This is a genomic window from Stutzerimonas kunmingensis (assembly GCF_900114065.1).
Taxonomy (GTDB): domain Bacteria; phylum Pseudomonadota; class Gammaproteobacteria; order Pseudomonadales; family Pseudomonadaceae; genus Stutzerimonas; species Stutzerimonas kunmingensis.
In genome coordinates, this window is the sequence record NZ_FORS01000004.1 from 371,318 (window position 1) to 393,407 (window position 22,090).

A 22,090-nucleotide genomic window follows, 5' to 3' on the forward strand; every position below is an offset into this window, starting at 1 on the left:
CATTCGGCAAGCGGGTCCTATCTACGATTCCTGATTTCGAGACCCTGACCTTGCAGCATTTCTTCCTGTTCCGCAGCAAAGCCCGGCGGCTCTGCCTGCTGCTGATTACCCTGTTCGCCGTTGGCCTGCCGGTCGGCTGTTCGGTGCTCGAACAGAAAGAGCGTGAGCTGGTGTTCCGTATCGAACCGGGCACCGCGTCCTGGTTCAGCGGCCTGCCGCGTGGCGTCGAGGAGCTGCAGCTGACCGATTCCGCGTTCGGTGACGAGCAGAACATTCATGCCTGGTGGTGGCCGGCCGCCAACGCCGATGCACCCGCCCTGCTCTACCTGCACGGCGTGCGCTGGAACCTCACCGGCCACCTTTTTCGTCTGGAACAGCTGCGCGCGCTGGGCTTCTCGGTGCTGGCCATCGACTACCGCGGCTTCGGCCAGAGCCTTGGCGATCTGCCGTCGGAACGCAGCGTCTATGCCGACGCGCGCATCGGCTGGGAGCGCCTGAAGACGCTGCAGCCGGACGCCGGCAAGCGCTTCATCTACGGGCATTCCCTCGGCGGCGCGGTGGCTGTCGACCTGGCCGCCGAACTCGGGCAGCAGGCCGAGCGCGACAGCGTACCGGCCGAGGCACGCGCGCTGATCATCGAGTCGACCTTCACCTCGCTGGCCGACGTGGCGACAGCCGTGTCCGACACCTCGCTGCCGGTGCGCTGGCTGCTGTCGCAGAAGTTCGATTCGCTGGAGAAGATCGACCAGATCGGCATGCCACTGCTGGTGGTGCACGGCACCGATGACCGCTATGTGCCGCCGCGCTTCAGCGAGCAGCTGTATCAGGCTGCGCGCCAACCCAAGCAATTGCTGCTGGTCGAGGGCGCCACCCACAACAACAGCCTGCGCGTGGCGCTCGGTGCCTATGGCCGTGCACTGCAGGCGCTGCTGGAATCGGGCGGGCAACGCCTGGGTGCCGCGCAGCCGCCCCTGGTGAAAGCAGCGGAGCGCGGCTGACACGTATTAGCGCTGCGCCTCCAGCCTCTCGAGCAGCGCACGGTGGAATTCTTCTGGTGCCTCGACCTGCGGTGAATGCCCAAGATCAGGGAAGGCCACCAGCGTCGCATCCGGAATCATCGCGGCAGCCTGGCGACCCAGCTCGGGATAGTTGCCCAGGCGCTTGGCGACATACTCCGGCGCACGGTTGGCGCCCGGCGCGGTGCGATCCAGCCCGCCGATCAGCAGCAAGGTCGGCGTCCTGATCCGCGAAAACTCATGGATCACCGGCTGGGTAAAGACCATCTCCGAGGTCTGTGCCTGGTTCCAGGCGACCTGTTCCTTGCCGTCCCCGGCATACATTCCGGCTAGCATGCCGACCCAGCGGTCGTACTCCGGCTTCCAGCTGCCGTTGTAGTAGAACTTCTCCTGGTAGGCCTTGATGCTGTCGAAGCCGGTCTTGAGTTCCGACTGATAGAGCTGATCGATCGAGGCGTACGGCACGCCTTCAGCCTGCCAGTCTTCCAGACCAATGGGGTTGACCAGCACCATCTGCTCGACTCGCTGTGGGTAGTTCAGCGCCAGTCGCGCCGCCAGCATGCCACCCATGGAATGGCCGATCACGGTGACCTGCTCGATGCTTTCCTGCTCCAGCAGCGCCTGGGTGTTGTGCGCCAGCTGGGCGAAGCTGAACTGGTAACCCTCGGGCTTGCTCGAGCTGCAGAAACCGACCTGATCGGGAGCGATCACCCGGTAACCGGCCTGGCTGAGCACCTCGATGGTGCGCTCCCAGGTCGCCCCGCAGAAGTTCTTGCCATGCAGCAACAGCGCCGTGCGACCGTTCGCCTTGCCCTGCGGCTCGACGTCCATGAAGGCCATTTCCAGCGCCTTGCCCTGGGACTCGAAACGGTAGTGCTTGAGCGGGTGCGGATAGCTGAAGCCTTCCAGCTGCGGGCCGTAGGCGGTTCGGCTTTCGGCCAGCAGCGGCAGGCTCAGGGTTAGACCGGCGGCAAGCGCCAGGGCGGACACGGCTGTTTTCACGCGCGACTCCTGTTCGGTACGAATCGGGAAACTCCGTACATAGGAATGCATTCGTGCAGCCGGGTTCGCGGTCGGATTGCGACATCGCATGTCCCGACCGCGTCAGCCCATTTCTCTTCGCTTACAGACGGAAGCGCCCGACCAGCTGGTTGAGCTGCGTCGCCAGGCGCGCCAGCTCGTCGCTGGCCACCGAGGTCTGCTGCGCGCCGGTGGCGCTCTGCTCTGAGATGTCGCGGATGGCCACCAGGTTGCGATCCACCTCCCGCGCGACCTGTGCCTGCTCCTCGGCGGCGCTGGCAATCACCAGGTTCATCTCGTTGATCTGCCCGACACGCTCGGCGATCAGCCCCAGTGCCTGATCCGCTTCGCCGGCCATGGTCTGGCTGCGCGTAGCGAATTCACTGCTCTGCTGCATGTCGCGCACCGATTGCTCGGTAGCGCTCTGGATCGCGCCGATCATGCGTTCAATCTCCTGGGTCGAGCTCTGCGTGCGCTGCGCGAGGTTACGCACCTCGTCGGCGACCACCGCGAATCCACGTCCAGCCTCGCCGGCCCGCGCGGCCTCGATGGCGGCGTTGAGCGCGAGCAGATTGGTCTGGTCGGCGATCGCGCGAATCACATCCACCACCTGCCCGATGCTCGCAGCCTCTTGGGCCAGGTGGGTCACGGTGGCCGCGGTCTGCTGCAGCTTGTCGCTCAACTGGTCGATGGTCTGCCGCGTGGCAGTCACCTGGCGGCGTCCGTCGTCGGCGACCGTCTCGGCATCGCGCGAAGCATCGGAGGTGCGGTTGGCGTTGCCGGCCACTTCGTCCACCGCGGCGGACATCTCGGTGACCGCGGTGGCGGCCATCTGCACTTCCTCGTTCTGCTGATGGATGCCCTGGGCGGTGTGCTGGGTGACCGCGTGCAGTTCCTCGGCAGCCGACGCCAGCTGGGTCGCCGAGCCCTGGATGTCCTGCAGCGTATCGCGCAGGGTGCGCTGCATCTGACGGATCGACTGCTGCACCTCGGTGATTTCGTCCTTGCCGCGACACTCGATGGTGCGACTCAAATCACCCGCCGCCACCGATGCCGCGGCCTGCTTCAACTCCTCCAGCGGCCGGCTGATGCTGCGCAACATCACCGTGGCGAACAAACCGCCGCCAACCAGCAGCGCCAGCAACAGACCGATGTTCAACAGGCGATTACGCTGATAGAGCGCCTGCGCCTGTTCGTACTCGGCCTTGGCCTCGCCCAGTTGCAGCTCGATCAGCTGGGTAAAGCCTTCGGATATGGGATCGATCAGCGGATACAGATCGTTGATGACGAACGCCGCCAGCCGCTTTTCGCTGTGCCGGTCCAGCGTACGCTCGAGCGCATCGAGTGGTTCGTCCGCGGCCTTCATCAGGGTTTCGATGCGCGTCGCGATTAGTCGCTCGGCGTCAACCAGTCGGGTGTTCAGGTACGCACTCCAGAGACGGTTGATCTCGGCGCGGGCGTTGCGCACCTCGTCACGCGCCTGGCCGTAGCTGAGCATGCCGCTGCGAGTCTTGTGGGTGGTATCGACGATCTTCACCGCGTACAGGTCGGCGATCAGCTTGAGGTCACGCAGCGGCACGACGCGGTCCAGGTACACGGTGTTGAGCCCGGCGACGCTGCGCTGCTGGGCATTGAGCCCGGTCAGCCCGATCACCAGGCAGGCCGCAAGCATGGCCCCGACCAGAATCAGCAGGCGGGCACGGATTGTCAGTTGCTGCATCATTCGTTCTTTTCCATATGGCGTGCCGTTCGTGAGGAGCGGCAAATTGGCAAAAGTGAGGCATAACAGTCGAACCGGCGCGTCGGGCGTGGGACGTGCCGAGTGGTCCTGTTGCAGGACGCGAATCGCGGAAGAGGAAGCGGGAGCGTGATCTTGTTGTTGGGTCTACAGACGCCTGCCGAGCACAGGCGGAATGCCAGCACGCGAGATCATATCGGCCAAGCATGGTCGCCCTTTAATGAAAAATCATCGCAAAGTGCGTGCCAGAGCGGTCGGGCAGTTCAACTCAGCAGCGGCTGCGGCCTTGCAGGAGCGACAGTGATGAGGTCTGCACCGCCGATGAATTTCCCGGACCAGCCTTGCCGTGCGACGCGGCATGCGACTAATGGCGCAGCGCAGACTGTGCGCTACTACACAGCGTTAGTACCCGCAGGTGATACCTTCGCGCCCGACCAAATTCAGCAAGGGACCTGTCGTGAAAACGCTTATCCGGACCGCCGCTCTGGCGCTGACCACCATCGTCGCCAACCATACCTTCGCCGAGGCACCGCCACCTAGCAACTTGGCCGAGGCGGTGAAGCAATTCTCCGAATACAACACCCGCCTCGACCAGGCCCTGGCGCAGGAGCAGACACCGGAGAACATGGCGCAGATCCACGAACTGACCTACACGCTGAAAGCGGCGCTGGAGAAAATCGTCGAGGAAATGGACGGGCTGAACGATACCCTGGAGGAAATCCACATCGCCTCGGAAGCCGAGAGCGCCGACGAAGTCAGCAGCTACGGTGCTGACTATCTGAAGACTGCGCGGACGGTGATCAAGTAATTCGCCGCATCAGGGCTCGACCGGCACGATATCGAAGCCGATGCGGTTGTCGCTGATGACGCGATATTCCAGCGTCTGCCCCGCCTGCACCTGCGCCAGTTTCTCGCGGCGCAGGCTGAGCTTGCCACACAGCGTGTCGTCCAGCGGATCGGTGCCGATGCTGACGATCCGCGCACCGGCCGGCACCTGAAAACGCACCACCTCGCCGACGTGGATGCGCGCCGCCAGCTCACGATCGATCATCACGGCGATGTAGCAGCCGCCGCCACGCAAGCCGAAATCCCGCGTCACCACCACCTCACCGGCGTTCTCCAGGGGCTGTTGGTAGGCCAGCACCCGCTCGGCCGGCACCGGTTCGATGTCCTCGGCATCGGGCTGCCAGGATGAACAGCCAGCCAGCGACAGCAGTGCAGTGAAAGCGAGGGTCAGACGCATGGAAACTCCTTGGCCGGGACTGAAATGGCGAACCTGGTCGTCGAGCATGCCAGAGCGCCGAATGATTGCTAGAGTCTGACTACAGTTTCGTATCGATGACGGCAGGCACAACGTGAACGACCCGGACGACAGCCAGCCACGCTTCTGGCGCGACGCCGCCCTGCCCTTCCTCGAGGCGCGGGCGGTCGCCGATGGGCGCAGGGTCTGCTATGCGCCGCACTGTCACGAGACCTTTTCCGTCGGCGCGATCACCGCCGGCGCCAGCACCTACTTCAACGGCACGGCACGCCAGCGGATCGCCCGCGGCGCCGTGGTGATCATCAATCCGCAAATGGTGCATGCCTGCAACCCCATCGACGGCCAACCCTGGTCGTACCTGATGTTCTACGTCGACACGGGCTGGCTGGGCGCGCTGCAGCATGAACTGGGCGTCAGCGCCGACGGCCGCTTCATTCCCTACACGCCGATCCAGAGCCTCGACCCGGCGTTGTTCACCGGGCTGACCAGGCTGTACGCCACCCTGCTCGACCCGCAGGCGGACACGCTGCAGCGGCAGAGCGCGGCGGTCGAGTACTTCACGCTGCTGCAGCAGACCCTTGCCCCGGCAGCCGCCAGCCCGGGCGCAGAGCCCGTCGAACAGCTGCGACGGGCGGCCGACTACATTGCCGAACACTGTACCCAGGCGCTGCGTCTGGAAGACATCTGCCAGGCAGCCGCGCTGTCGCCGTCCTATCTGATCCGCACCTTCAGGCAGCACTACGGCATGACCCCGCATGCCTATCTGCTCAACCGTCGCATTCAGCGCAGCCAGCACTGGCTGCGCCAGGGTCATGACCTCGCCGAGGTGGCGCTGGCCGCCGGTTTTGCGGACCAGGCGCACTTCCAGCGAACCTTCAAACGTCAGCTGGCGGCGACGCCCGGGCAGTACCGGGATCGTATCGCGCCGGGCTCAGCTCGCCACTAGTCAGCTCGCCACTAGATAAAACGCACTGCCTGCCAGCAACAGTGCCATCGCTCGATTGAGCCAGCGCACCCGCCCCGGCGCCTGCAGATAGCGACTGAGAAAGGCGCCAGCTCCGGCCCAGCAGGCAATCGAGCCATAACAGATGACGAAATACAGGCCGGCGAACAGCCAGACCCGCAGCACATCGCCATTCGCCGCGAACAGCCCCATACCCGCCACTGACGCCAGCCAGGCCTTTGGATTGAGCCATTGCATCAGCGCGCCGTCGAGCAGCGACGGGCCATTGCCGGCCGCAGCGGGTTCCAGACGGCCATCATCGACTGCAAGTCTCCAGGCCATGTAGAGCAGGAAGGCGACCCCGCCCCACTGGATGCCACGCATCAAAATCGGCGCCCGCTCGAGCAGCTCGTAAAGCCCGAGGCCGATCAGCAACAGCAACAGGGTGAAACCGACAGTTGCGCCGGTGATGTGCCGAGCACTGGCGCGAAAGCCGAAACGCGCGCCACAGTTGAGCGCGACCAGATTGACCGGGCCAGGAGTGATCGACGAGGCCAGGGCGAACGCGGCCATCGAGAGATAGGGGTCCATGAGTACTCTGCTTACCAGTGGAAGATGGTGGGCAGGCTATGGGTCCGGCAGGGCATGGTATTGAAGGAAATTGCCCTAGTGGCCTGTGTGGTGAGTTGGTTGAGGCAAGTTCGGATGAACAGGGCTCCGAGACAAGGCGCCCCGGCGAGTCATAGCGGGCTACGGCAAGGAGCGGCAACACAGTATCGGGGCCATGGGCGCCGAAATTGCCCGACTGAACTTACCAAACAGGCGGCTATATCTACAGGTGATGGCTCCCCGGATAGGGACGCGCTTCCTCCAGCTCGCCATCGCGGCCGAATACCTCGACCGACGCGGCGCGGCCGTCCATGTAGGCATCCAGCGCGCTGTACATCTCGTCCTTGGTGAGGGTTCGCAGCACGGTTTTCTGGGTTTGCTGGTCTTCCAGCTCCCAGCCCATTTCGGTGGGCCTGACCTGATAAATGTTCATGGTGACTCCTCTGGGCGGCGATTGTCGTGGGCGGATGGGTCAGCTCGGCTCGCCGGAACCGTCTTCTCCCTGGATGTCCGGATCGTCCGGCAGCGTCTCAGGCTCGTCAGGATCGTCCAGCGGCGAAGGCTGGTCGTCGTAGTCCGGGTCTTCGCCGGCGTTCTTTTCGCCTCCATCGGTCATGGTCACATCAGGCTCATCGCCTGCCTGCTGGTCATCTGCCTTCATGGTTGCCTCGGCTGTCGCGGGTGGATGACTGATATCGATTGGAGGCGACAAACCACGCGACGTTCGAACCGCACGGCACCGGCGGTCCGAAGGTTGCCGTGGCGCCGCCGCAGGATTGCCCGGCCGATCCCGTGCCACTATCGGCGGGCGCGACCATGCAACCGATTGCACTGCCCGAGCCGCTCCACCACACTGCCCCCTCACACCCAACCGCAGTCGGAGATTCCATGCAGACACTCACCCCACAATCCCGCGCGGCCATTCTCGAAAACCCGGAAGCCCTGGAATGCACCCTGTACCGCCCCGACGAATATGACGAGGAAGCGGAAGAGCAGGACCTGGGAGACGCGCGCATCATCATCAGCGGCCCCTTCGAGGCGCCCGCCGAATGGGACGCCAAGGACCGTGACGACTACTTCGACGGCACCGCGCCGGAAGCCTTCGTCGTCGCCCGCATCGCCTGCCAGGCAGCACCTGATTCCGGCGTTTACTTCACTGCCGTGCCCGGCGACTACGCCGCCGTCACGGAGAGCCCGGGCCAGGTATCGATGTTCTACGTCTGGGACTGCCTGAACGATGCCGAAGGCCAGTACGTGCTGATCCGCGAGGAAGAGGACGACGAGGTCTGATCCACCTCCGGCGATTACATCCAGCGGGCGTGTTCCGGTGGATGCGCGAAGCGACATCCACCCGGCGATTCAGCAGAGTCCGTCGGGTGGACCTCGGCGCAGCCGTGCCGTCTCAAGCAGCAGCACCGGCCTGGTCCAGGCTGCCGTACGAATCCATCCTAAAGGCAGGTTTCAGCCCAGCTAGCCCAACCGCCTGACGATCCGCATCATCATGCGTTTCATTCAAGCGCCGACCTCATCGCCCTGCTTCGCTGTCTACCCCCTAGAGATTCCATTCGCCCACACGACGAGGACCTGCATGCGTTCCATGATCAGCGCCTGGCAGTCACCGGTTTCGCGCATGAAGCTGGTCGCCGGCCTTCTGTTGCTACTGGCCGCCCTGCTCTACATCGTCGCGACACGCTTCGAAGCCAGCCATCCGGCCTGGGGCTACGTCGCCTCGTTCGCCGAAGCCGCCATGATCGGCGCGATCGCCGACTGGTTCGCCGTCACCGCGCTGTTTCGCCACCCGCTGGGTCTGCCGATCCCGCACACGGCGATCATCCCGCGCAGCAAGGCACGCATCGGTCAGAACCTGTCCAGCTTCATCACCACGCATTTCCTCGCCACGCCGCTGGTGCTGGCCAAGCTGCAGGAACTCGACATCGCCTCGCGCCTGGCCGGCTGGCTACGCCATCCGAGCAATGCCGAGGCGGTCGGCCGCAGGCTCACCGGCGTTGCACATTTCGGCATCGCCGCGCTGCATGACGAACGCGTGCGCGCCTTCGTCGAGGCCAAGGTGACCACGCGACTGCGCAGGTTCGACCTCTCCGCCCCGCTGGCCCAGGCCTTGCGCGTGCTGACCAGCCAGGGCCGGCATCAGGCGATGCTCGACGAGCTGCTGATCCGCCTCGATTCGATCATGCAGGATGAGGAAACCCGCGCGCTGGTCGCCGACGCCATCAGCCGGGAAATCCGCACCCTGCGCTATCTCGGCCTGAGTCGGCCGGTGAGCGGCTGGTCGGCGAACAAGTTCGTCGACGGCCTGTCCGCACTGATCGCCGAGATCGCCGCCGACCCGGAGCACCTGATCCGCCAGCGCTTCGACGAGCACGTCAGTGAATACATCGAGCGTCTGGAGCAGGACCCGCAATACGCCCTGGAGGTCGAGCGCATTCTCGCGCAGCTCTTGGAGCACCCCGCCACCAGCGCCTATTTCGGCAATCTCTGGCAGGAACTCACGGCCTGGCTGGAAAGCGACCTGGCCAGCGACGACTCACGCATCGGCCGACGCATCGTCAGCCTCTGTCGCGGCCTCGGCGACGGCCTCGCCGCCGACAAATCCATGCGCAACTGGATCAACGAGCAACTGCTGGCCGCCGCGCCCGGCCTGCTGGAGCGCTACCGCGGGCAGATCGGCGCCTATATCGCGCAGCGAGTGGAGAACTGGGAAAGCCGTGAGCTGGTCGAGCAGTTGGAGCAGAGCGTCGGCAAGGATCTGCAATACATCCGCATCAACGGCACCCTGGTTGGCGGGCTGGTCGGTCTGGCGCTGCATGCGCTGACGCAGCTGCTGGCCGGCTGAATGCCGCTCAGGCGCGGCGCTGGCGCTCGCTCAGTTCGCTGAGATTGACGGGGCTGCCGGGCGGCTCATCGCAGCGCAATGTCGCCGGGACGCCGCTCAGGTACCACAGGCGATTGGCCAGATCGTCGGCATCGCGCGGATCGTGGGTCACGCAGATCATCGCCATGTCCGGGTGCCGATCCAGCAGGCGGGCGATCAGGCCACGCAGCTCGGCGGCGCGCTCGGCATCCAGCGAGGCAAAGGGTTCGTCGAGCAGCAACAGATCCGGCTTGATCGCCAGACAGCGCGCCAGTGCGGCCCTGCGCGCCATGCCCAGCGAGAGCTGATCCGGCAGGCTATCGGCCGCGCCACGCAGCCCGACCTCGGCCAGCAGCCGCTCGATGTCCGCCGCGCTCGCGCCGACCAGCGCCAGGTTCTGTCGCACCGTGCGCCAGGGCAGCAGGCGATGCTCCTGAAACATGTAGCCGACGCGCAACCCGGCGCGCTGCTCGATCATCGGCCGCAGCTGCGGATCGAGCCCGGCGATGCCGTTGAGCAGCGTCGTCTTGCCGACACCGGATGGCCCGAGCAGACAGATGCGATCGCCTTCGCGCACCTGCGCATCGATCACGCCCAGCACGGGGTGACGGCCATCCAGGCGCAGCTCAAGCATGGCGCACACCCGCTTCGCGCCAGGACGATGCGCGACGCTCCAACGGCTGCAACAGCGCCAGTTCGATCAGCTGGACTACGGCGATGAACGCCAGGCTGTAGGCGAGGATGCTCGCCACGTCGAACACCTGAAAGGCCATATGCAGTTGAAAGCCGATGCCATCCGAGCGCCCGAGCAGCTCGACCACCAGCACGATCTTCCAGATCAGCGCCAGCCCGCCGCGAGTGGCGGCCATCAGGTAGGGAAACAGCTGCGGCAGCCAGACATGCCTGATCCGCTGCCAGCGCGTGAAACGGTAGACCAGGGCCATCTGTTCCAGCTTGGGATCGATACTGCGTGCGCCCTCGCGCACGGTGACGGCCACGTTCGGCACCTTGTTGATCACCACCGCCAGTACCGCCGCGGCTTCGACCAGACCGAACCAGACGTAGAGCAGGATGATGGTGACCAGCGCCGGCAGGTTGAGGAACAGCACCAGCAGCGGATCAAGCACGGCATTGGCCAGCCGCGAGCGGCCCATCCACACGCCGAGCAATGTGCCCAGCACCATCGCCAGCACGAAGGCGAACAGCACACGACGCAGGGTAACCAGCAAATGTTCGGGCAGTTCACCGCTCTGCGTGGCCTGCCAGAAGGTGTCGAGCACGGCGGCCGGACTCGGCAGCAGCGGCGTCTGCACGACCAGCGCAATCAGCGTCCAGAGTGCCACCGCGCATGGCAGGGCGATCCAGCAGGCCCAGCGCGAGCCGTTCATGGCGTGCTCTGGAACGACGCGGTCGGCATCAGTTTCGCCGGATCGGCACCGGTGAGGGTCAGCAGTCGCTGCAGGTCGGCGATACGCCGCTCATCCAGCGGCTGCGGGATGCCGGCGAGGAAACTGTCACGCAGCGCGGCGAACACGCCATCCTCGTCGGCACGCATCAGCGGCCGCAGCGCCTGCCAGTGTGCGGGCTCGCTGGCGAGTTCGTGTTTGGTCTGGCCCAACGCCGTGGCGAAGCGCTGCAGCAGCGCCCCATGCTCGACGGCCCAGGATTCGGGAAACAGATAGCCGAGCACCGGCAGGTGGGGATCAAGCTCCAATGATCGGAGCAGATCATCGAGACTGAACGCCACCTGCACACCACCCTCGCCACGCATGCGCGCGGAGAAATGCCAGAAGGTCAAAAGCGCATCCACCTGACCGCGGCGCAGCGCCTGGCTGAGCAGGGGCGGTGCGGCGTACTGAACAGTCGCCTGTTTGGCCAGATCGATTCCGTCCTGGGCCGCGGCATGCTGCAGCAATTGCCAGCCCAGCCCGTCCGGCCCGCCAGCGACACCGATGCGCTTGCCGCGCAGGTCGGCCAGCGTGCGGATGGCGCTGCCTTCGGGCACCAGCACCTCACCGATCTGGGAGGAGAAAGGTACGTAGCGATAAGCCGTGCCGGCCTGGTAACGCGCCTGCGCCCAGAGCAGATCGCTCACCGCACCGTCGACGCTGCCGCTGGTCAATGCCAGTCGCGAGGCCGGCACATCGGCCACCAGTCGCACCTTCAGCTCGAAACCGTTGGCGCGGTCCAGCCCCTGACGCTTGAGATGCTCAAGCTCCCAGTGCGGCGTGCCGAACTGCAGCACGCTGAGGGTCAGCACCGGCAGCTCCTGCGCCTGCGCCCACAGGGGCAGCAGCACGAGCGCCAGCAGCGCACGGCGAGCGCGCAGAATGAACGGGGTGAGGAAGGGCAATGAAAGCATCATGCCCGCAGGGTACGAAGCCCCCAGGCGGGCACGAATTGTACTTTGGTGCCTGTTGGCTGCTGCGATGGTCGCAGCGGGCTTGACCCCGCCACGACATCGCGGCCTGGCTCAGCCCAGCGTGGCGATGCGCTGCTGCAAGCGCGCCTGGAGCTGTTCCAGATCGGCCGGATCGGCCTTGCCGGCGGCATGAATGCCAAGCCCCTCGCCCGAGTAGCGCGGCACGATATGCACGTGGATGTGGAACACCGTCTGCCCCGCCGGCGCACCATTGAACTGCGCGACCTGCACACCATCCGGCTGCAGCTCGTCGACGATCACGCGGGTGAGCTTCTGCACCACGGCCATGACCTTGGCCAGCGCGTCGGTATCCACATCGAGGATGTTGCAGGCCGCCGAGCGCTTGGGAATCACCAGCGTGTGGCCGAAGGACTGCGGGAATAGGTCGAGGAAGGCCAGCACGTCGTCATCCTCGTAGAGTTTGTAGCAGGGCGCATCGCCGCGAATGATCTGGGCGAAGATGTTCTGCGGATCGTAGGGCGTGGTCAGGGACACCTGGAGTTCTCCGGCAAGTGGAAAAGGCAGACATTAGCATTCTCCGCGCGGCTGCGACCCGTGCAGCGATGCTTCGGAACGTTGCGGGCCTGGCCGCGTTCTCAAGCTCATCCCCCCCGCGATCCGAGGTTATTCCGATGCCCATCCGCGCCGTCGCCCCGATTGCTGCTGCAGTCGCGCTTTGCCTGTCTTCACTGTCTGCCATGGCCGCCGAAATCAAACCTGCCGAGCTGCTCGAACAGGCCAAGGCCGAACAGAGCGCCTATATCGAAACCGTGAAACAGCTGGTGGCGGTGGATACCGGCACCGGCCAGGCCGTGGGCCTGGCCACGGTCAGCCAGATGCTGGTCGAGCGCCTGCAGGCACTGGGTGCCGAGGTCAGCACCAGCCCGGCCGCGCCATCGGCCGGCGGCAACATCGTCGGCACCCTCAAGGGCAGCGGCGGCAAGGACTTCCTGCTGATGGTGCATTACGACACGGTGTTCGCCGAAGGCACCGCCGCGGAGCGCCCGTTCCGCATGGACGACAAGCGCGCCTACGGCCCCGGCGTGGCCGATGCCAAGGGTGGCGTGGCGATGATTCTGCACGCGCTGGAGCTGCTCAAGGCGCAGCAGTTCGACGGCTACGGCACGATCACGGTGCTGTTCAACCCGGATGAGGAAATGGGTTCGGCCGGCTCGAAGAAGATCATCGCCGAGCTGGCCCGCAAGCATGATTACGTCTTCTCCTACGAGCCGCCGGATCGCGATGCGGTGACCACCGCCACCAATGGCATCAATGCGGTGATGCTGGAGGTGAAGGGCAAATCCTCCCACGCCGGTTCCGCACCTGAGGAAGGTCGCAACGCCGTGCTGGAACTGGCGCACCAGCTGGTGCAGCTCAAGGACCTGGGCGACCCGGACAAGGGCACCACGGTCAGCTGGACCATGATCGCCGGCGGTGAGAAGCGCAACATCATCCCGAACAAGGCGACCGCCGAGGCGGACATGCGCTACTCCGATATCAGCGAGACCCAACGCGTGCTCGCCGATGCGCAGAAGATCATCGAGAACAAGCTGATCGACGACACCCGCGTCGAACTGCGCGTCGACAAGGGCCGCCCACCGCTGGCGAAGAATCCGGCATCGGAGCGCCTGGCCGAGACCGCGCAGCGCCTGTATGGCGAGATCGACCAGCGTATCGAGCCGATCGCCATGCGCTTCGGCACGGACGCCGGCTATGCCTACGTGCCGGACAGCGACAAGCCGGCCGTGCTGGAAACCATGGGCGTGGTCGGTGCCGGGCTGCATTCGGAAGATGAGTACATCGAGCTGTCGAGCATCGCGCCGCGGCTGTATCTGACGACGGCGATGATTCGCGCATTGTCCGCCGAAGACGCCGCACGCTGACACGCTATCCAGGCCCGAGCGAGGGGCGAAGGTCGCAGTAGGCGAAAGCCGGCGCTGCGGGTATCTTCGCCACCTCCCATTTCAGGACTGCCCGCTCGATGCTTCGCTTCGTCACCCTCTGCGCACTGGCGCTGTTCGCCTGCACTGCCCACGCCAAGGTCGAGGTGCTGCCGCTGGAACATGAAGATCAGGGCCTGGTGCTGGTCGCGCGCGTTACCGAACAGATTGCGCCGGGTGACTACGAGGCGCTGCTCCAGGGCATCATGGCCCACCCTGGCAAACACGCGCGCAAGCTGCTGATCCTCGACAACATCGGCGGCAGCGCAGCGGAAGCCATGCGCATGGGCTATCTGCTGCGCGAGACGGGCTTCGACGCCCTGGTGCCGGCGACCGCGGTCTGCCAGGGCAGTTGCATCTATCTGCTGGCGGCGGGACGGCAGCGCACCGTGCGCGGCTATGTCGGCCTGCATCGGCCCTACGTCGCCAATGGCGAGTCGGCGCAGTCCATCAGCCAGCGACCACACCGCGCACCACGCATCTACTTGCGGGACATGGGCGTCAATACGCGGCTGGCGGACGACATGCAGCTGATCGAACCGTGGCGCATGCGCGTGCTCACGCCAAAGGAGCTCGCGCGTTATCGGCTGCAATAGTGTGATTCGCAGGCTGCACTACTGCATTCCGGTCGTCGCGCTATCGCTCGGCCTGGCCCTCGGCATGATCGAGCCGGTTGGCGCGCTGGCCGTTCTGCCCCAACCCGCCGTGGCTGCTCGGTACGCTGCTCGGCGCCCTTTTTCTCGCCGCACATCTGCTGCCCGGCTTCAGCGCGCTGCCGCTCGGCCCACCGCAGGATCTGGGCGGTGCCTCGCCCTGGCAATTGCGCATCAGCCCGGACAAGGCGATGGTCGCGGCACTGCTGCTGGCCTGGTGGCTGGGCCAGCCACGTACGGATTGGCGCTCGATCAGACTCACCCTGCTTGCGTCAGGCGCCTGCCTGATTCTCATCCCGCTGCTGGCGCTGGTCTCCGGCGTGCTGGGCTGGCAACCGAAATGGCCGGCGCTGTTCCTGCCCTGGCTGCTGATCAACCTGGGCATCACCTGCCTGGCCGAAGAGCTGATCTTTCGCGGCCTGCTGCAGCGTGAACTGGTCCGCCGCTTCGGTGCGGCCATCGGCATCGGCCTGGCGACCGCCCTGTTCGGCGCCGCGCACCTGCCGGGCGGCTTCGGTTTCGCCGGGCTCGCCACGCTGGCCGGTCTGGGCTACGGCCTGGCCTTCCATTACTCCGGTGGCCGCCTGTGGGTCGCGGTGTTTCTGCACGGTGCGATCAACAGCCTGCACCTGCTGTTGCTGACCTATCCCCTGCGCTAAGCAATATTTTTTCAACGACCTGTCGATTCCTCCGGCGCCCGTTCGACCAATGATCGGAGCCGGCGGAAATTGCCGTATGCCCGTCTAGGCTCTTTCCATTCCACTGAAGGAGTCCACCGATGCGTTTCATGGTGATGATCAAGGCCACCCCACAAACCGAAGCCGGCGAGATGCCCAGCGAGGACGTTCTCACGGCGATGGGCCGCTACAACGAAGACCTGGCCAATGCCGGCGTGCTGCTCGGCGGCGAGGGCCTGCACCCCAGCCACAAGGGCGCGCGCCTCCGTTTCAACGGCGGCCAGTGCAGCGTCACCGACGGCCCGTTCGCCGAAACCCGCGAGCTGATCGCTGGCTACTGGCTGTTCCAGACCGCCTCGTTGCAGGAGGCCGTCGACTGGGTCAAGCGTTGCCCGCAGTCGGCCATCGGCGATTCGGAAATCGAGATTCGCCAGATATTCGAAGCGGAAGACTTCGGCGCCGAGTTCACCCCCGAACTGCGCGAGCAGGAAGACCGCCTGCGCGCGCAACTCAATCAATGACCGCAAGGAGCAAGCAATGAAGATCACCACCTACCTCACCCTCGACGGCACGACCCGCGAGGCGTTCACCTTCTACAAAGACGTGCTGGGCGGCACGCTGGAGATGATGACATTTGCCCAAGCGCCGGATGCCGAGCAGTTTCCCGCCGAGTACCGCGAGCGGATCATGCACGCCTGCCTGAACCTCGGCGATGGTGTGCTGATGGCCTCCGACTCCTTGCCCGACACCTGTGGTGGCGGGCCGTACGAAGGCATCAAGGGTTGCTCGTTTTCCCTGCATCCGACCAGCGTGGACGAAAGCGAAAAGCTGTTCGCCGCACTGGCCGAGGGCGGCACGGTGATCATGCCGCTGGAGAAAACCTTCTGGGCCGAGCGTTTCGGCATGCTCACCGACCGCTTCGGCGTGTCGTGGATGGTTAACTGCGAGCAGGGCTGAAGCATTCAGCCCTTTTACGCCGGGGACTATCGTGGTTGATTCGCATCTGGAGAGGCAGCGACTTTTGTTATAACGTATCGTACCTTTCGGCGGGCGCAGCGAGTCTGCGCCTGCATTGCGATCATCCTGCTGTGAGCCGCTCATGCCCTCCCCCGATTTCACTCCGCCAGCCGCGGCGCGTCTGCAATCCATCGACGCGCTGCGCGGCCTGGTGATCCTGTTCATGCTGCTGGACCATGTCCGCGAAACCTTCCTGCTGCATATGCAGGTGCCCGACCCGATGGACGTGGCGGTCACCGAACCAGCGTTGTTCTTCAGCCGCACCCTGGCGCATCTCTGCGCGCCGGTATTCATCTTCCTGACCGGCCTGTCGGCCTTTCTTTATGGCGAAAAGCACCAGGACCGCCGTGCAGTGTCGAGCTTTCTGCTCAAACGCGGGCTGTTCCTGGTGGCGCTCGAATTCACCCTGGTCAACTTCGCCTGGACGTTCCAGTTCCCGCCGCAGGTGATCTATCTGCAAGTGATCTGGGCGATCGGCCTGAGCATGCTGGCGCTCTCGGCGCTGCTTTGGCTGCCGCGCCCTGCGCTGATCGTGTTGGGTCTGGTGATCATCGGCGGCCACAACCTGCTCGACCCGCTGCAGTTCTCCGCAGACTCAGCGTTGCACGTCCCCTGGGCCATCCTGCACGACCGCGGCTGGATCGAGGTTTCGGAAAACCTGCGGCTGCGCACTTCCTATCCGCTACTGCCGTGGATCGGCGTGATCGCCCTTGGCTACGCTGTCGGGCCCTGGTTCGCCAGGAACGCCGACCCCGAGCGACGCCAGCGCTACCTGGGCGGCTGGGCTCAAGGTGCCCTGCTGACCTTTGTTCTGCTGCGGCTGATCAACAGCTACGGCGAACAGCCCTGGGTCGTCGGCGAGGACGGCCTGCGCACGCTGATGAGCCTGTTCAACGTCACCAAATACCCGCCGTCGCTGCTGTTCCTGTGCCTGACGCTGGGTTGCGGCCTGCTGCTCCTGCGTTACTTCGAACGCAAGCAGGGCCGCGCCTGGCTGCGACCGCTCAGCGTGTTTGGTGCGGCACCGATGTTCTTCTACCTGCTGCACCTGTACGTGCTGAAGTTGCTCTACATCGCCGCCGTGGCGATCTGGGGTCTGAACCGCGGCAATCACTTCGGCTTCGATGCGGTGTGGCCACTGTGGCTGTGCACCCTGGCGCTAGCGGTGCTGCTGTTCCCGGCGGTGCGCTGGTTCGCCGAACTCAAAGCACGGCGCAGGGACATTGCCTGGCTGAAGTACCTCTGAAGCGGCCCTGCGACAGTGCGAGGTCCGCGGCGCTCGGCCAGCCAGCCGGTCAGGGCCGCGGCGTCGCAAAAATGCAATTGCAGCGGCGCCGGCAAAGGCTCAACCTTTCGCGGATCAGTTGAACGGCAGGAAGGAACGGCGGCGTGGATCTGTTATTTCTCGGCACTTCATCCGGCACCCCCACCCGCGCGCGCAATGTCACCGCCCTGGCCTTGCTGGAGGACACCGGCAAGAGCTGGTACCTGATTGACTGCGGCGAAGGCACCCAGCACCGGCTGTTGCGCACGCCGCTGTCGCTACATGACCTGCGCGCCATCTGCATCACCCATGTACATGGCGACCACTGCTACGGCTTGCCCGGTCTGCTCGCCAGCGCCGGGATGATGGGGCGCAAGACCCCACTGACGATCATCGCGCCGCAGGGCATCGAAACCTGGGTGCGCGCCACGCTGGAGATGAGCCAGAGCTGGCTGGGCTACGACCTCGACTTTCACGCGGTCGAATCGCTGGGCGAGTGGCGCAACCTGAACATGCGCATCGAGGCCACCGCCCTGTCCCACCGTGTGCCCTGCTACGGCTACAGCTTCACCGAGGCCCGGCCTGATCCGCGGCTGGACATCGACCGCCTCGAGCGCGACGGCGTGCCCCGCGGCCCGCTCTGGGGCCAGCTGGCACGCGGCTTCGATGTCGAGCACGAAGGCCGGGAACTGCGCAGCGACGACTACCTGAGCTTCAGCCGTGCGCCGCAACGCATCGTCATCGGCGGCGACAATGATCGTCCCGAACTGCTTGCCGACGCCTGCCGCGGCGCCCAGTTGCTGGTGCACGAGGCGACCTACACCGAAGCGGTGGCCAACGACGCGCGCAATGACTTTGGCCACAGCACGGCGGCATCGGTGGCGCGCTTTGCGCAAACGGTCGGCCTGCCGAATCTTGTGCTGACCCACTTCAGCGCGCGCTATCAGAAGAACGCCGGGCGTGGTCACTCGATCGACGACCTGTGCGCCGAAGCCAGCGCCCTTTACGCCGGTAAGCTGCTGCTTGCCGAAGACTTCATGCGCCTGCACCTCGGCAAGGACGGCCAGCTGACGCCCGTCGAGCCACCTCGCCCACGCCCGCCGCGCTGAACCGTAAAGATCGTCTGCAAACGCAGCGCCTGCAGCCCGGCTGACTACACTGGCTGCTGCACCCGCTGTCAGCGCAAACACCCAGCATCGCTTTCGATACTCGACGGAGCCGCCGATGGAACGTCTTACCGCGAAAGACTTCGCCCCCGAACTGCTCGAGCTCTACGACTTCTACGTCCACGGCAAGCTCAGCCGCCGGGAATTCCTCGACCGCGCCGCGGCCTTCACGCTGTGCAGCACGGCCGCCGTGGCGGTGCTCGATGCGCTCACGCCCAACTATGCGTTGGCCCAGCAGGTCGCCTTCACCGATCCGGACATCATCGCCGAATACGTCAGCTACCCATCGCCCAACGGCCACGGTGAGGTGCGCGCCTACCTGGTCCGTCCGGTCAAGGCCGAGGGCAAGGTGCCAGGCATCGTTGTCGTCCACGAGAATCGCGGCCTCAACCCCTATATCGAAGACGTCGCACGGCGCGTGGCCAAGACCGGTTTCGTCGCCCTCGCACCGGACGGGCTGAGTTCGGTCGGCGGCTATCCCGGCAACGACGACAAGGGCCGTGAACTGCAGGCCGCGGTCGACCCGCAGAAACTGATGAACGACTTCTTCGCCGCTATCGAATGGCTGATGGCTCATGAAGCCACAAACGAAAAGGTCGGCATCACCGGCTTCTGCTATGGCGGTGGCGTGGCCAATGCCGCCGCGGTGGCATACCCGGAACTGGCGGCGGCAGTGCCGTTCTATGGCCGTCAGGCCAATCCGGCGGATGTGGAGAAAATTCAAGCACCGTTGCTGTTCCAGTTCGCCGAACACGACGAGCGCGTCAATGAAACCTGGCCCGCCTATGAAGCCGCGCTCAAGGCGGCCGGCAAGCACTACGAGGCCTACATCTACCCGGGCACCCAGCATGGCTTTCACAACGACAGCACCCCGCGCTACGACGAGCAGGCGGCTGAGCTGGCCTGGCAACGCACCATCGCCTGGTTCCAGCGTTATCTGAGCTGATACGCTCCTGCCGTAGCGGGCCATACCGCCAGGCTCCAACCCTGCGCTGACCTGATTTGCCTCCAGAACGCCCGCGCGTTGTCCCGCGCATCAGTGCGGGTTTCGGCTGCATTGCCGGCCCGAAGGCTGCAGCACACTGTCGATACATCCGTCACTGCATGTTGACGTTTACGTAAAAGACCAGTACTGCTATGTGGTCCGCACCGCTCAGGAAAGCCCTCCATGACCACTAGCGCAACGCTCGGCAACGCCCCGGCAGACCTCTGGGTACAGAGCACGCATGGGCAGATGTTCGTCCGCAGCTGGTTCCCCGACACCGGCGCGCTGCGCCCGAACTGCGCACCGATCCTGCTGCTGCACGAGTCGCTCGGCTGCACCGAACAGTGGAAGGATTTCCCCGCCGCGCTCGCCCAGGCTACCGGCCGCACGGTGGTCGCCTATGACCGGCTAGGCTTCGGTCGCTCCGACCGTTTGACCGCTCCGCCTGCGCCGACCTTCGTCGAGGATGAAGCGGCGCATGGCTTCGCCCAAGTGCTGGACCATCTGGGTATCGAGCGTTTTGTGGTGGTCGGTCACAGCGTCGGCGGCAGCATGGCGGTGCATTGCGCCGCGCAATATCCAGCAGCCTGCCAGGCGATGATCACGATGTCGGCGGTCACCTTCGTCGAACCCCGCACGCTGGAAGGCATCCGCCAGGCCAGAAGCTGGTTCGCCGACCCCACACAGCGCGAACGCCTGCGCCGCTACCACGGCGAGCGCAGCGACTGGGTACTCAGCGCGTGGATCGACACCTGGCTCGCGCCCGACTTCGCCTCCTGGACCCTCGCCCACGCCCTGCCTCGAGTCCGCTGCCCGGCACTGGCCATCCATGGCGACAACGACGAATTCGGCTCCGAACGCCACCCGCAACTGATCGCCCGGCACGCCGGCGGCCATGTCGAACAGGCGCTGCTGCCCGACGTCGGCCACGTGCCGCATCGCGAGCAGCCGGACGTAGTGCTGGAGCGGGTTGGACGGTTCTTGCGGGCGATCGGCTAAGGTCTTGCCTGGCGTTTCTCTCGGCGACAGGGCATTCGGAAGGGCGGCGTTGCAGGAGGCGCCATTAACGGCGGATGGTCAGCCCGATTACCCGCGAGACGACCAGGGCGATGTACATCAGCCCTGCAATTTCCTCGAGCATGACCAGCGCCCGCGCCACAGGCCGCAGCGGCAGGATGTCACCGAGGCCAACACCGGAGAGTACGGTGACGCTGAGAAACAGCAGTTCCATCCACGAGCGGGGCTCATCCGGCTGCAGGTTGGCGACGAAACTGCCAGGGGCAACGAGCTGGCAGGCCGCATAGGCGTAGGCGAACGCCCACGCCAGCAGCGTGAAGGTGGCACCGACGGCAAACAGTTCGTCCGTCGTCGTGCGCTGGTCTTCCATCATGTAGCCGATCAGGCCTGCCGCCGCGTAGAAGTAGAACATCGACTCGGTCACGACCAACGCCAGATGCAGGCCGGGCACGGCTGTCAGTTCGACGGCAAGCGTCAGTCCGAGGATCGCAGCGGCCATCAGGAACGCCAGCGAATGCAGAGTCGGGCTCCGGTTGACGATGCGCAACGCCAGGACCAGCACCACAACGCCGAATGCACCAAAGGCCGCGCGGCCGAGCGGGGTGTTTTCCATGAAGGGATACAGCAGGATGCCGAGCAGCTGGACAAACAGCAGCGCTGCCGAGGGATAACGCACGAGGTAGGTCAGCATTGATTGCCTATCGATGTATCAGCCAGCTCGGGTGTAGCGGGAGCGGAACGCGCGGTAGGGCACTGGCGGCAGGGCACTGAAAGTGCCCTTAGCCCTTGAACCCCTTCGCCACCAGATAGACCTCACGCGAACGCGGGCGCGATGCTTCCGGTTTGCGGATCGACACCTTCTCGAACGAGCTGCGTACATCCTTGAGAAAGTCGTCCGAGCCTTCGCCCTGGAAGACCTTGACCACGTAGTTGCCGCCGGGCTTGAGCACCTGGCGAACCATGTCGAGGGTCAGCTCGACCAGGTACATCGAAGCAGCCTGGTCGGCGGCGGCGACGCCACTGATGTTCGGCGCGATGTCGGAGACGATCAGATCGGGCTGCCGGCCGTCGAGCATGTCGAGGATCTGCTGAAAAACAGCGTCTTCGGTGAAGTCGCCCTGCACGAAATCGACGTTGTCCAGCCCGCCCATCGGCAGGATGTCGGTCGCCAGCACCCTGCCCTTCTCACCGACGATGCCGCCGGCCACCTGCGACCAGCCACCGGGAGCGGAGCCGAGATCCATGACCAGCATGCCGGGGCGTATCAACTTGTCCTTCTCGTTCAGCTCGATCAGCTTGTAGCTGGAGCGCGAGCGCAAGCCGTCCTTCTGGGCGCGTTTGACGAAGGGATCGTTGACGTGTTCATCCAGCCAACGACGGCTGCTTTTGGATCGTTTCATGATAGAGCCAACCACGGAGAATCAAGGTAAGACGCGGACCAACGGCGCAGCAAGGCACAACCATTGGACGCAAAGTGGCGGCGATTATAA

Annotated in this window: 25 protein-coding genes and 1 pseudogene; 14 read left to right on the top strand and 12 right to left on the bottom strand. The window is 65.1% G+C overall.

Annotated features, from left to right (window positions below; all coding sequences use genetic code 11):
- Positions 1-50 precede the first annotated feature (50 nt).
- Complete coding sequence (locus BM275_RS12855; RefSeq protein ID WP_090521519.1) at positions 51-998, top strand: alpha/beta hydrolase; 948 nt, start codon at positions 51-53, stop codon at positions 996-998.
- Between the two features lie 6 nt (positions 999-1,004).
- Here BM275_RS12855 and BM275_RS12860 read toward each other — a convergent pair whose 3' ends face one another.
- Both BM275_RS12860 and BM275_RS12865 read right to left on the bottom strand, forming a co-directional pair.
- Positions 1,005-2,018: an alpha/beta fold hydrolase gene (locus tag BM275_RS12860; protein WP_090521522.1), complete on the bottom strand. Its 1,014-nt coding sequence runs from the start codon at positions 2,016-2,018 to the stop codon at positions 1,005-1,007.
- Positions 2,019-2,139: 121 nt separating this feature from the next.
- Positions 2,140-3,759 (bottom strand): methyl-accepting chemotaxis protein, encoded by a 1,620-nt coding sequence (locus BM275_RS12865; RefSeq protein ID WP_023444441.1) that lies wholly within the window; start codon positions 3,757-3,759, stop codon positions 2,140-2,142.
- Positions 3,760-4,231: 472 nt separating this feature from the next.
- Between BM275_RS12865 and BM275_RS12870 the strand changes: the two genes are divergently transcribed.
- Positions 4,232-4,582, top strand: coding sequence for a DUF6746 family protein (locus BM275_RS12870; RefSeq protein WP_090521524.1), 351 nt, complete (start codon positions 4,232-4,234; stop codon positions 4,580-4,582).
- Between the two features lie 9 nt (positions 4,583-4,591).
- On the opposite strand, the gene BM275_RS12875 is transcribed toward BM275_RS12870, so the two are convergent.
- Entirely contained in the window at positions 4,592-5,017 is a 426-nt protein-coding gene (locus tag BM275_RS12875) for a hypothetical protein (protein ID WP_023444443.1), read from the bottom strand.
- 112 nt (positions 5,018-5,129) lie between these two features.
- On the opposite strand from BM275_RS12875, the gene BM275_RS12880 reads away from it, so the two are divergent.
- Positions 5,130-5,981: an AraC family transcriptional regulator gene (locus tag BM275_RS12880; RefSeq protein WP_090521527.1), complete on the top strand. Its 852-nt coding sequence runs from the start codon at positions 5,130-5,132 to the stop codon at positions 5,979-5,981.
- On the opposite strand, the gene BM275_RS12885 is transcribed toward BM275_RS12880, so the two are convergent.
- From BM275_RS12885 to BM275_RS12895, 3 genes are all read right to left on the bottom strand, one after another.
- The gene (locus BM275_RS12885) at positions 5,982-6,569 is read right to left on the bottom strand and encodes a LysE family translocator (RefSeq protein WP_090521530.1); all 588 of its coding nucleotides are present in this window, start codon (positions 6,567-6,569) and stop codon (positions 5,982-5,984) included. It lies immediately after the preceding gene.
- 241 nt (positions 6,570-6,810) lie between these two features.
- Positions 6,811-7,020 (bottom strand): hypothetical protein, encoded by a 210-nt coding sequence (locus tag BM275_RS12890; protein WP_014821157.1) that lies wholly within the window; start codon positions 7,018-7,020, stop codon positions 6,811-6,813.
- Between the two features lie 39 nt (positions 7,021-7,059).
- Entirely contained in the window at positions 7,060-7,248 is a 189-nt protein-coding gene (locus BM275_RS12895) for a hypothetical protein (RefSeq protein ID WP_014821158.1), read from the bottom strand.
- 227 nt (positions 7,249-7,475) lie between these two features.
- Here BM275_RS12895 and BM275_RS12900 point away from each other — a divergent pair, with 227 nt between their 5' ends.
- Together BM275_RS12900 and BM275_RS12905 are read left to right on the top strand one after the other, a co-directional pair.
- Positions 7,476-7,877, top strand: a complete 402-nt coding sequence (locus BM275_RS12900) for a hypothetical protein (RefSeq protein WP_015276232.1) — start codon at positions 7,476-7,478, stop codon at positions 7,875-7,877.
- A 298-nt stretch (positions 7,878-8,175) separates the two neighbouring features.
- Complete coding sequence (locus tag BM275_RS12905) at positions 8,176-9,441, top strand: DUF445 domain-containing protein (RefSeq protein ID WP_090521534.1); 1,266 nt, start codon at positions 8,176-8,178, stop codon at positions 9,439-9,441.
- Between the two features lie 7 nt (positions 9,442-9,448).
- On the opposite strand, the gene BM275_RS12910 is transcribed toward BM275_RS12905, so the two are convergent.
- The 4 genes from BM275_RS12910 to BM275_RS12925 all read right to left on the bottom strand — a co-directional run bounded on the left by BM275_RS12910 (position 9,449) and on the right by BM275_RS12925 (position 12,376).
- Entirely contained in the window at positions 9,449-10,093 is a 645-nt protein-coding gene (locus tag BM275_RS12910) for an ABC transporter ATP-binding protein (protein ID WP_090521694.1), read from the bottom strand.
- On the bottom strand, positions 10,086-10,847 hold the full coding sequence (locus BM275_RS12915; protein ID WP_090521536.1) for an ABC transporter permease: 762 nt from the start codon (positions 10,845-10,847) through the stop codon (positions 10,086-10,088). The genes BM275_RS12910 and BM275_RS12915 overlap by 8 nt, the downstream gene beginning before the upstream one ends.
- Positions 10,844-11,824, bottom strand: coding sequence for an ABC transporter substrate-binding protein (locus BM275_RS12920; protein ID WP_185749551.1), 981 nt, complete (start codon positions 11,822-11,824; stop codon positions 10,844-10,846). The genes BM275_RS12915 and BM275_RS12920 overlap by 4 nt, the downstream gene beginning before the upstream one ends.
- A gap of 108 nt (positions 11,825-11,932) precedes the next feature.
- Positions 11,933-12,376: an HIT family protein gene (locus tag BM275_RS12925; RefSeq protein ID WP_090521541.1), complete on the bottom strand. Its 444-nt coding sequence runs from the start codon at positions 12,374-12,376 to the stop codon at positions 11,933-11,935.
- A 137-nt stretch (positions 12,377-12,513) separates the two neighbouring features.
- Here BM275_RS12925 and BM275_RS12930 point away from each other — a divergent pair, with 137 nt between their 5' ends.
- The 9 genes and pseudogenes from BM275_RS12930 (at position 12,514) to BM275_RS12970 (ending at position 20,582) form a co-directional block, all read left to right on the top strand.
- Positions 12,514-13,764, top strand: coding sequence for a M20/M25/M40 family metallo-hydrolase (locus tag BM275_RS12930; protein ID WP_090521543.1), 1,251 nt, complete (start codon positions 12,514-12,516; stop codon positions 13,762-13,764).
- Positions 13,765-13,862: 98 nt separating this feature from the next.
- On the top strand, positions 13,863-14,417 hold the full coding sequence (locus BM275_RS12935) for a COG3904 family protein (RefSeq protein WP_090521546.1): 555 nt from the start codon (positions 13,863-13,865) through the stop codon (positions 14,415-14,417).
- Between the two features lies 1 nt (position 14,418).
- Positions 14,419-15,133: pseudogene (locus BM275_RS12940) on the top strand (lysostaphin resistance A-like protein).
- Positions 15,134-15,252: 119 nt separating this feature from the next.
- Positions 15,253-15,672, top strand: coding sequence for a YciI family protein (locus BM275_RS12945; protein WP_044313759.1), 420 nt, complete (start codon positions 15,253-15,255; stop codon positions 15,670-15,672).
- Between the two features lie 16 nt (positions 15,673-15,688).
- A complete protein-coding gene (locus BM275_RS12950; protein ID WP_090521548.1) occupies positions 15,689-16,108 on the top strand; it encodes a VOC family protein in 420 nt (139 codons plus the stop codon).
- Between the two features lie 142 nt (positions 16,109-16,250).
- Complete coding sequence (locus BM275_RS12955) at positions 16,251-17,414, top strand: acetyltransferase domain-containing protein (RefSeq protein WP_090521551.1); 1,164 nt, start codon at positions 16,251-16,253, stop codon at positions 17,412-17,414.
- 143 nt (positions 17,415-17,557) lie between these two features.
- Positions 17,558-18,541 (top strand): ribonuclease Z, encoded by a 984-nt coding sequence (locus BM275_RS12960; protein WP_090521553.1) that lies wholly within the window; start codon positions 17,558-17,560, stop codon positions 18,539-18,541.
- Positions 18,542-18,656: 115 nt separating this feature from the next.
- Positions 18,657-19,544 (top strand): YghX family hydrolase, encoded by an 888-nt coding sequence (gene yghX / locus BM275_RS12965; RefSeq protein ID WP_090521555.1) that lies wholly within the window; start codon positions 18,657-18,659, stop codon positions 19,542-19,544.
- A gap of 222 nt (positions 19,545-19,766) precedes the next feature.
- Entirely contained in the window at positions 19,767-20,582 is an 816-nt protein-coding gene (locus BM275_RS12970) for an alpha/beta fold hydrolase (protein ID WP_090521559.1), read from the top strand.
- A gap of 64 nt (positions 20,583-20,646) precedes the next feature.
- On the opposite strand, the gene BM275_RS12975 is transcribed toward BM275_RS12970, so the two are convergent.
- Together BM275_RS12975 and rlmE are read right to left on the bottom strand one after the other, a co-directional pair.
- Positions 20,647-21,291, bottom strand: coding sequence for an ion channel (locus tag BM275_RS12975; protein WP_090521562.1), 645 nt, complete (start codon positions 21,289-21,291; stop codon positions 20,647-20,649).
- An 88-nt stretch (positions 21,292-21,379) separates the two neighbouring features.
- Positions 21,380-22,000, bottom strand: coding sequence for a 23S rRNA (uridine(2552)-2'-O)-methyltransferase RlmE (rlmE, locus tag BM275_RS12980; protein WP_003300908.1), 621 nt, complete (start codon positions 21,998-22,000; stop codon positions 21,380-21,382).
- Positions 22,001-22,090: the final 90 nt, after the last annotated feature.

Excerpts from the sequence above, each read along its gene's own strand:
- BM275_RS12865 (WP_023444441.1), bottom strand. The coding sequence starts at position 3,759 with ATGATGCAGCAACTGACAATCCGTGCCCGCCTGCTGATTCTGGTCGGG.
- BM275_RS12875 (WP_023444443.1), bottom strand. The coding sequence starts at position 5,017 with ATGCGTCTGACCCTCGCTTTCACTGCACTGCTGTCGCTGGCTGGCTGT.
- BM275_RS12885 (WP_090521530.1), bottom strand. The coding sequence starts at position 6,569 with ATGGACCCCTATCTCTCGATGGCCGCGTTCGCCCTGGCCTCGTCGATC.
- BM275_RS12890 (WP_014821157.1), bottom strand. The coding sequence starts at position 7,020 with ATGAACATTTATCAGGTCAGGCCCACCGAAATGGGCTGGGAGCTGGAA.
- BM275_RS12895 (WP_014821158.1), bottom strand. The coding sequence starts at position 7,248 with ATGAAGGCAGATGACCAGCAGGCAGGCGATGAGCCTGATGTGACCATG.
- BM275_RS12900 (WP_015276232.1), top strand. The coding sequence starts at position 7,476 with ATGCAGACACTCACCCCACAATCCCGCGCGGCCATTCTCGAAAACCCG.
- BM275_RS12905 (WP_090521534.1), top strand. The coding sequence starts at position 8,176 with ATGCGTTCCATGATCAGCGCCTGGCAGTCACCGGTTTCGCGCATGAAG.
- BM275_RS12910 (WP_090521694.1), bottom strand. The coding sequence starts at position 10,093 with ATGCTTGAGCTGCGCCTGGATGGCCGTCACCCCGTGCTGGGCGTGATC.
- BM275_RS12915 (WP_090521536.1), bottom strand. The coding sequence starts at position 10,847 with ATGAACGGCTCGCGCTGGGCCTGCTGGATCGCCCTGCCATGCGCGGTG.
- BM275_RS12920 (WP_185749551.1), bottom strand. The coding sequence starts at position 11,824 with ATGATGCTTTCATTGCCCTTCCTCACCCCGTTCATTCTGCGCGCTCGC.
- BM275_RS12930 (WP_090521543.1), top strand. The coding sequence starts at position 12,514 with ATGCCCATCCGCGCCGTCGCCCCGATTGCTGCTGCAGTCGCGCTTTGC.
- BM275_RS12935 (WP_090521546.1), top strand. The coding sequence starts at position 13,863 with ATGCTTCGCTTCGTCACCCTCTGCGCACTGGCGCTGTTCGCCTGCACT.
- BM275_RS12945 (WP_044313759.1), top strand. The coding sequence starts at position 15,253 with ATGCGTTTCATGGTGATGATCAAGGCCACCCCACAAACCGAAGCCGGC.
- BM275_RS12950 (WP_090521548.1), top strand. The coding sequence starts at position 15,689 with ATGAAGATCACCACCTACCTCACCCTCGACGGCACGACCCGCGAGGCG.
- BM275_RS12955 (WP_090521551.1), top strand. The coding sequence starts at position 16,251 with ATGCCCTCCCCCGATTTCACTCCGCCAGCCGCGGCGCGTCTGCAATCC.
- yghX (WP_090521555.1), top strand. The coding sequence starts at position 18,657 with ATGGAACGTCTTACCGCGAAAGACTTCGCCCCCGAACTGCTCGAGCTC.
- BM275_RS12970 (WP_090521559.1), top strand. The coding sequence starts at position 19,767 with ATGACCACTAGCGCAACGCTCGGCAACGCCCCGGCAGACCTCTGGGTA.
- BM275_RS12975 (WP_090521562.1), bottom strand. The coding sequence starts at position 21,291 with ATGCTGACCTACCTCGTGCGTTATCCCTCGGCAGCGCTGCTGTTTGTC.
- rlmE (WP_003300908.1), bottom strand. The coding sequence starts at position 22,000 with ATGAAACGATCCAAAAGCAGCCGTCGTTGGCTGGATGAACACGTCAAC.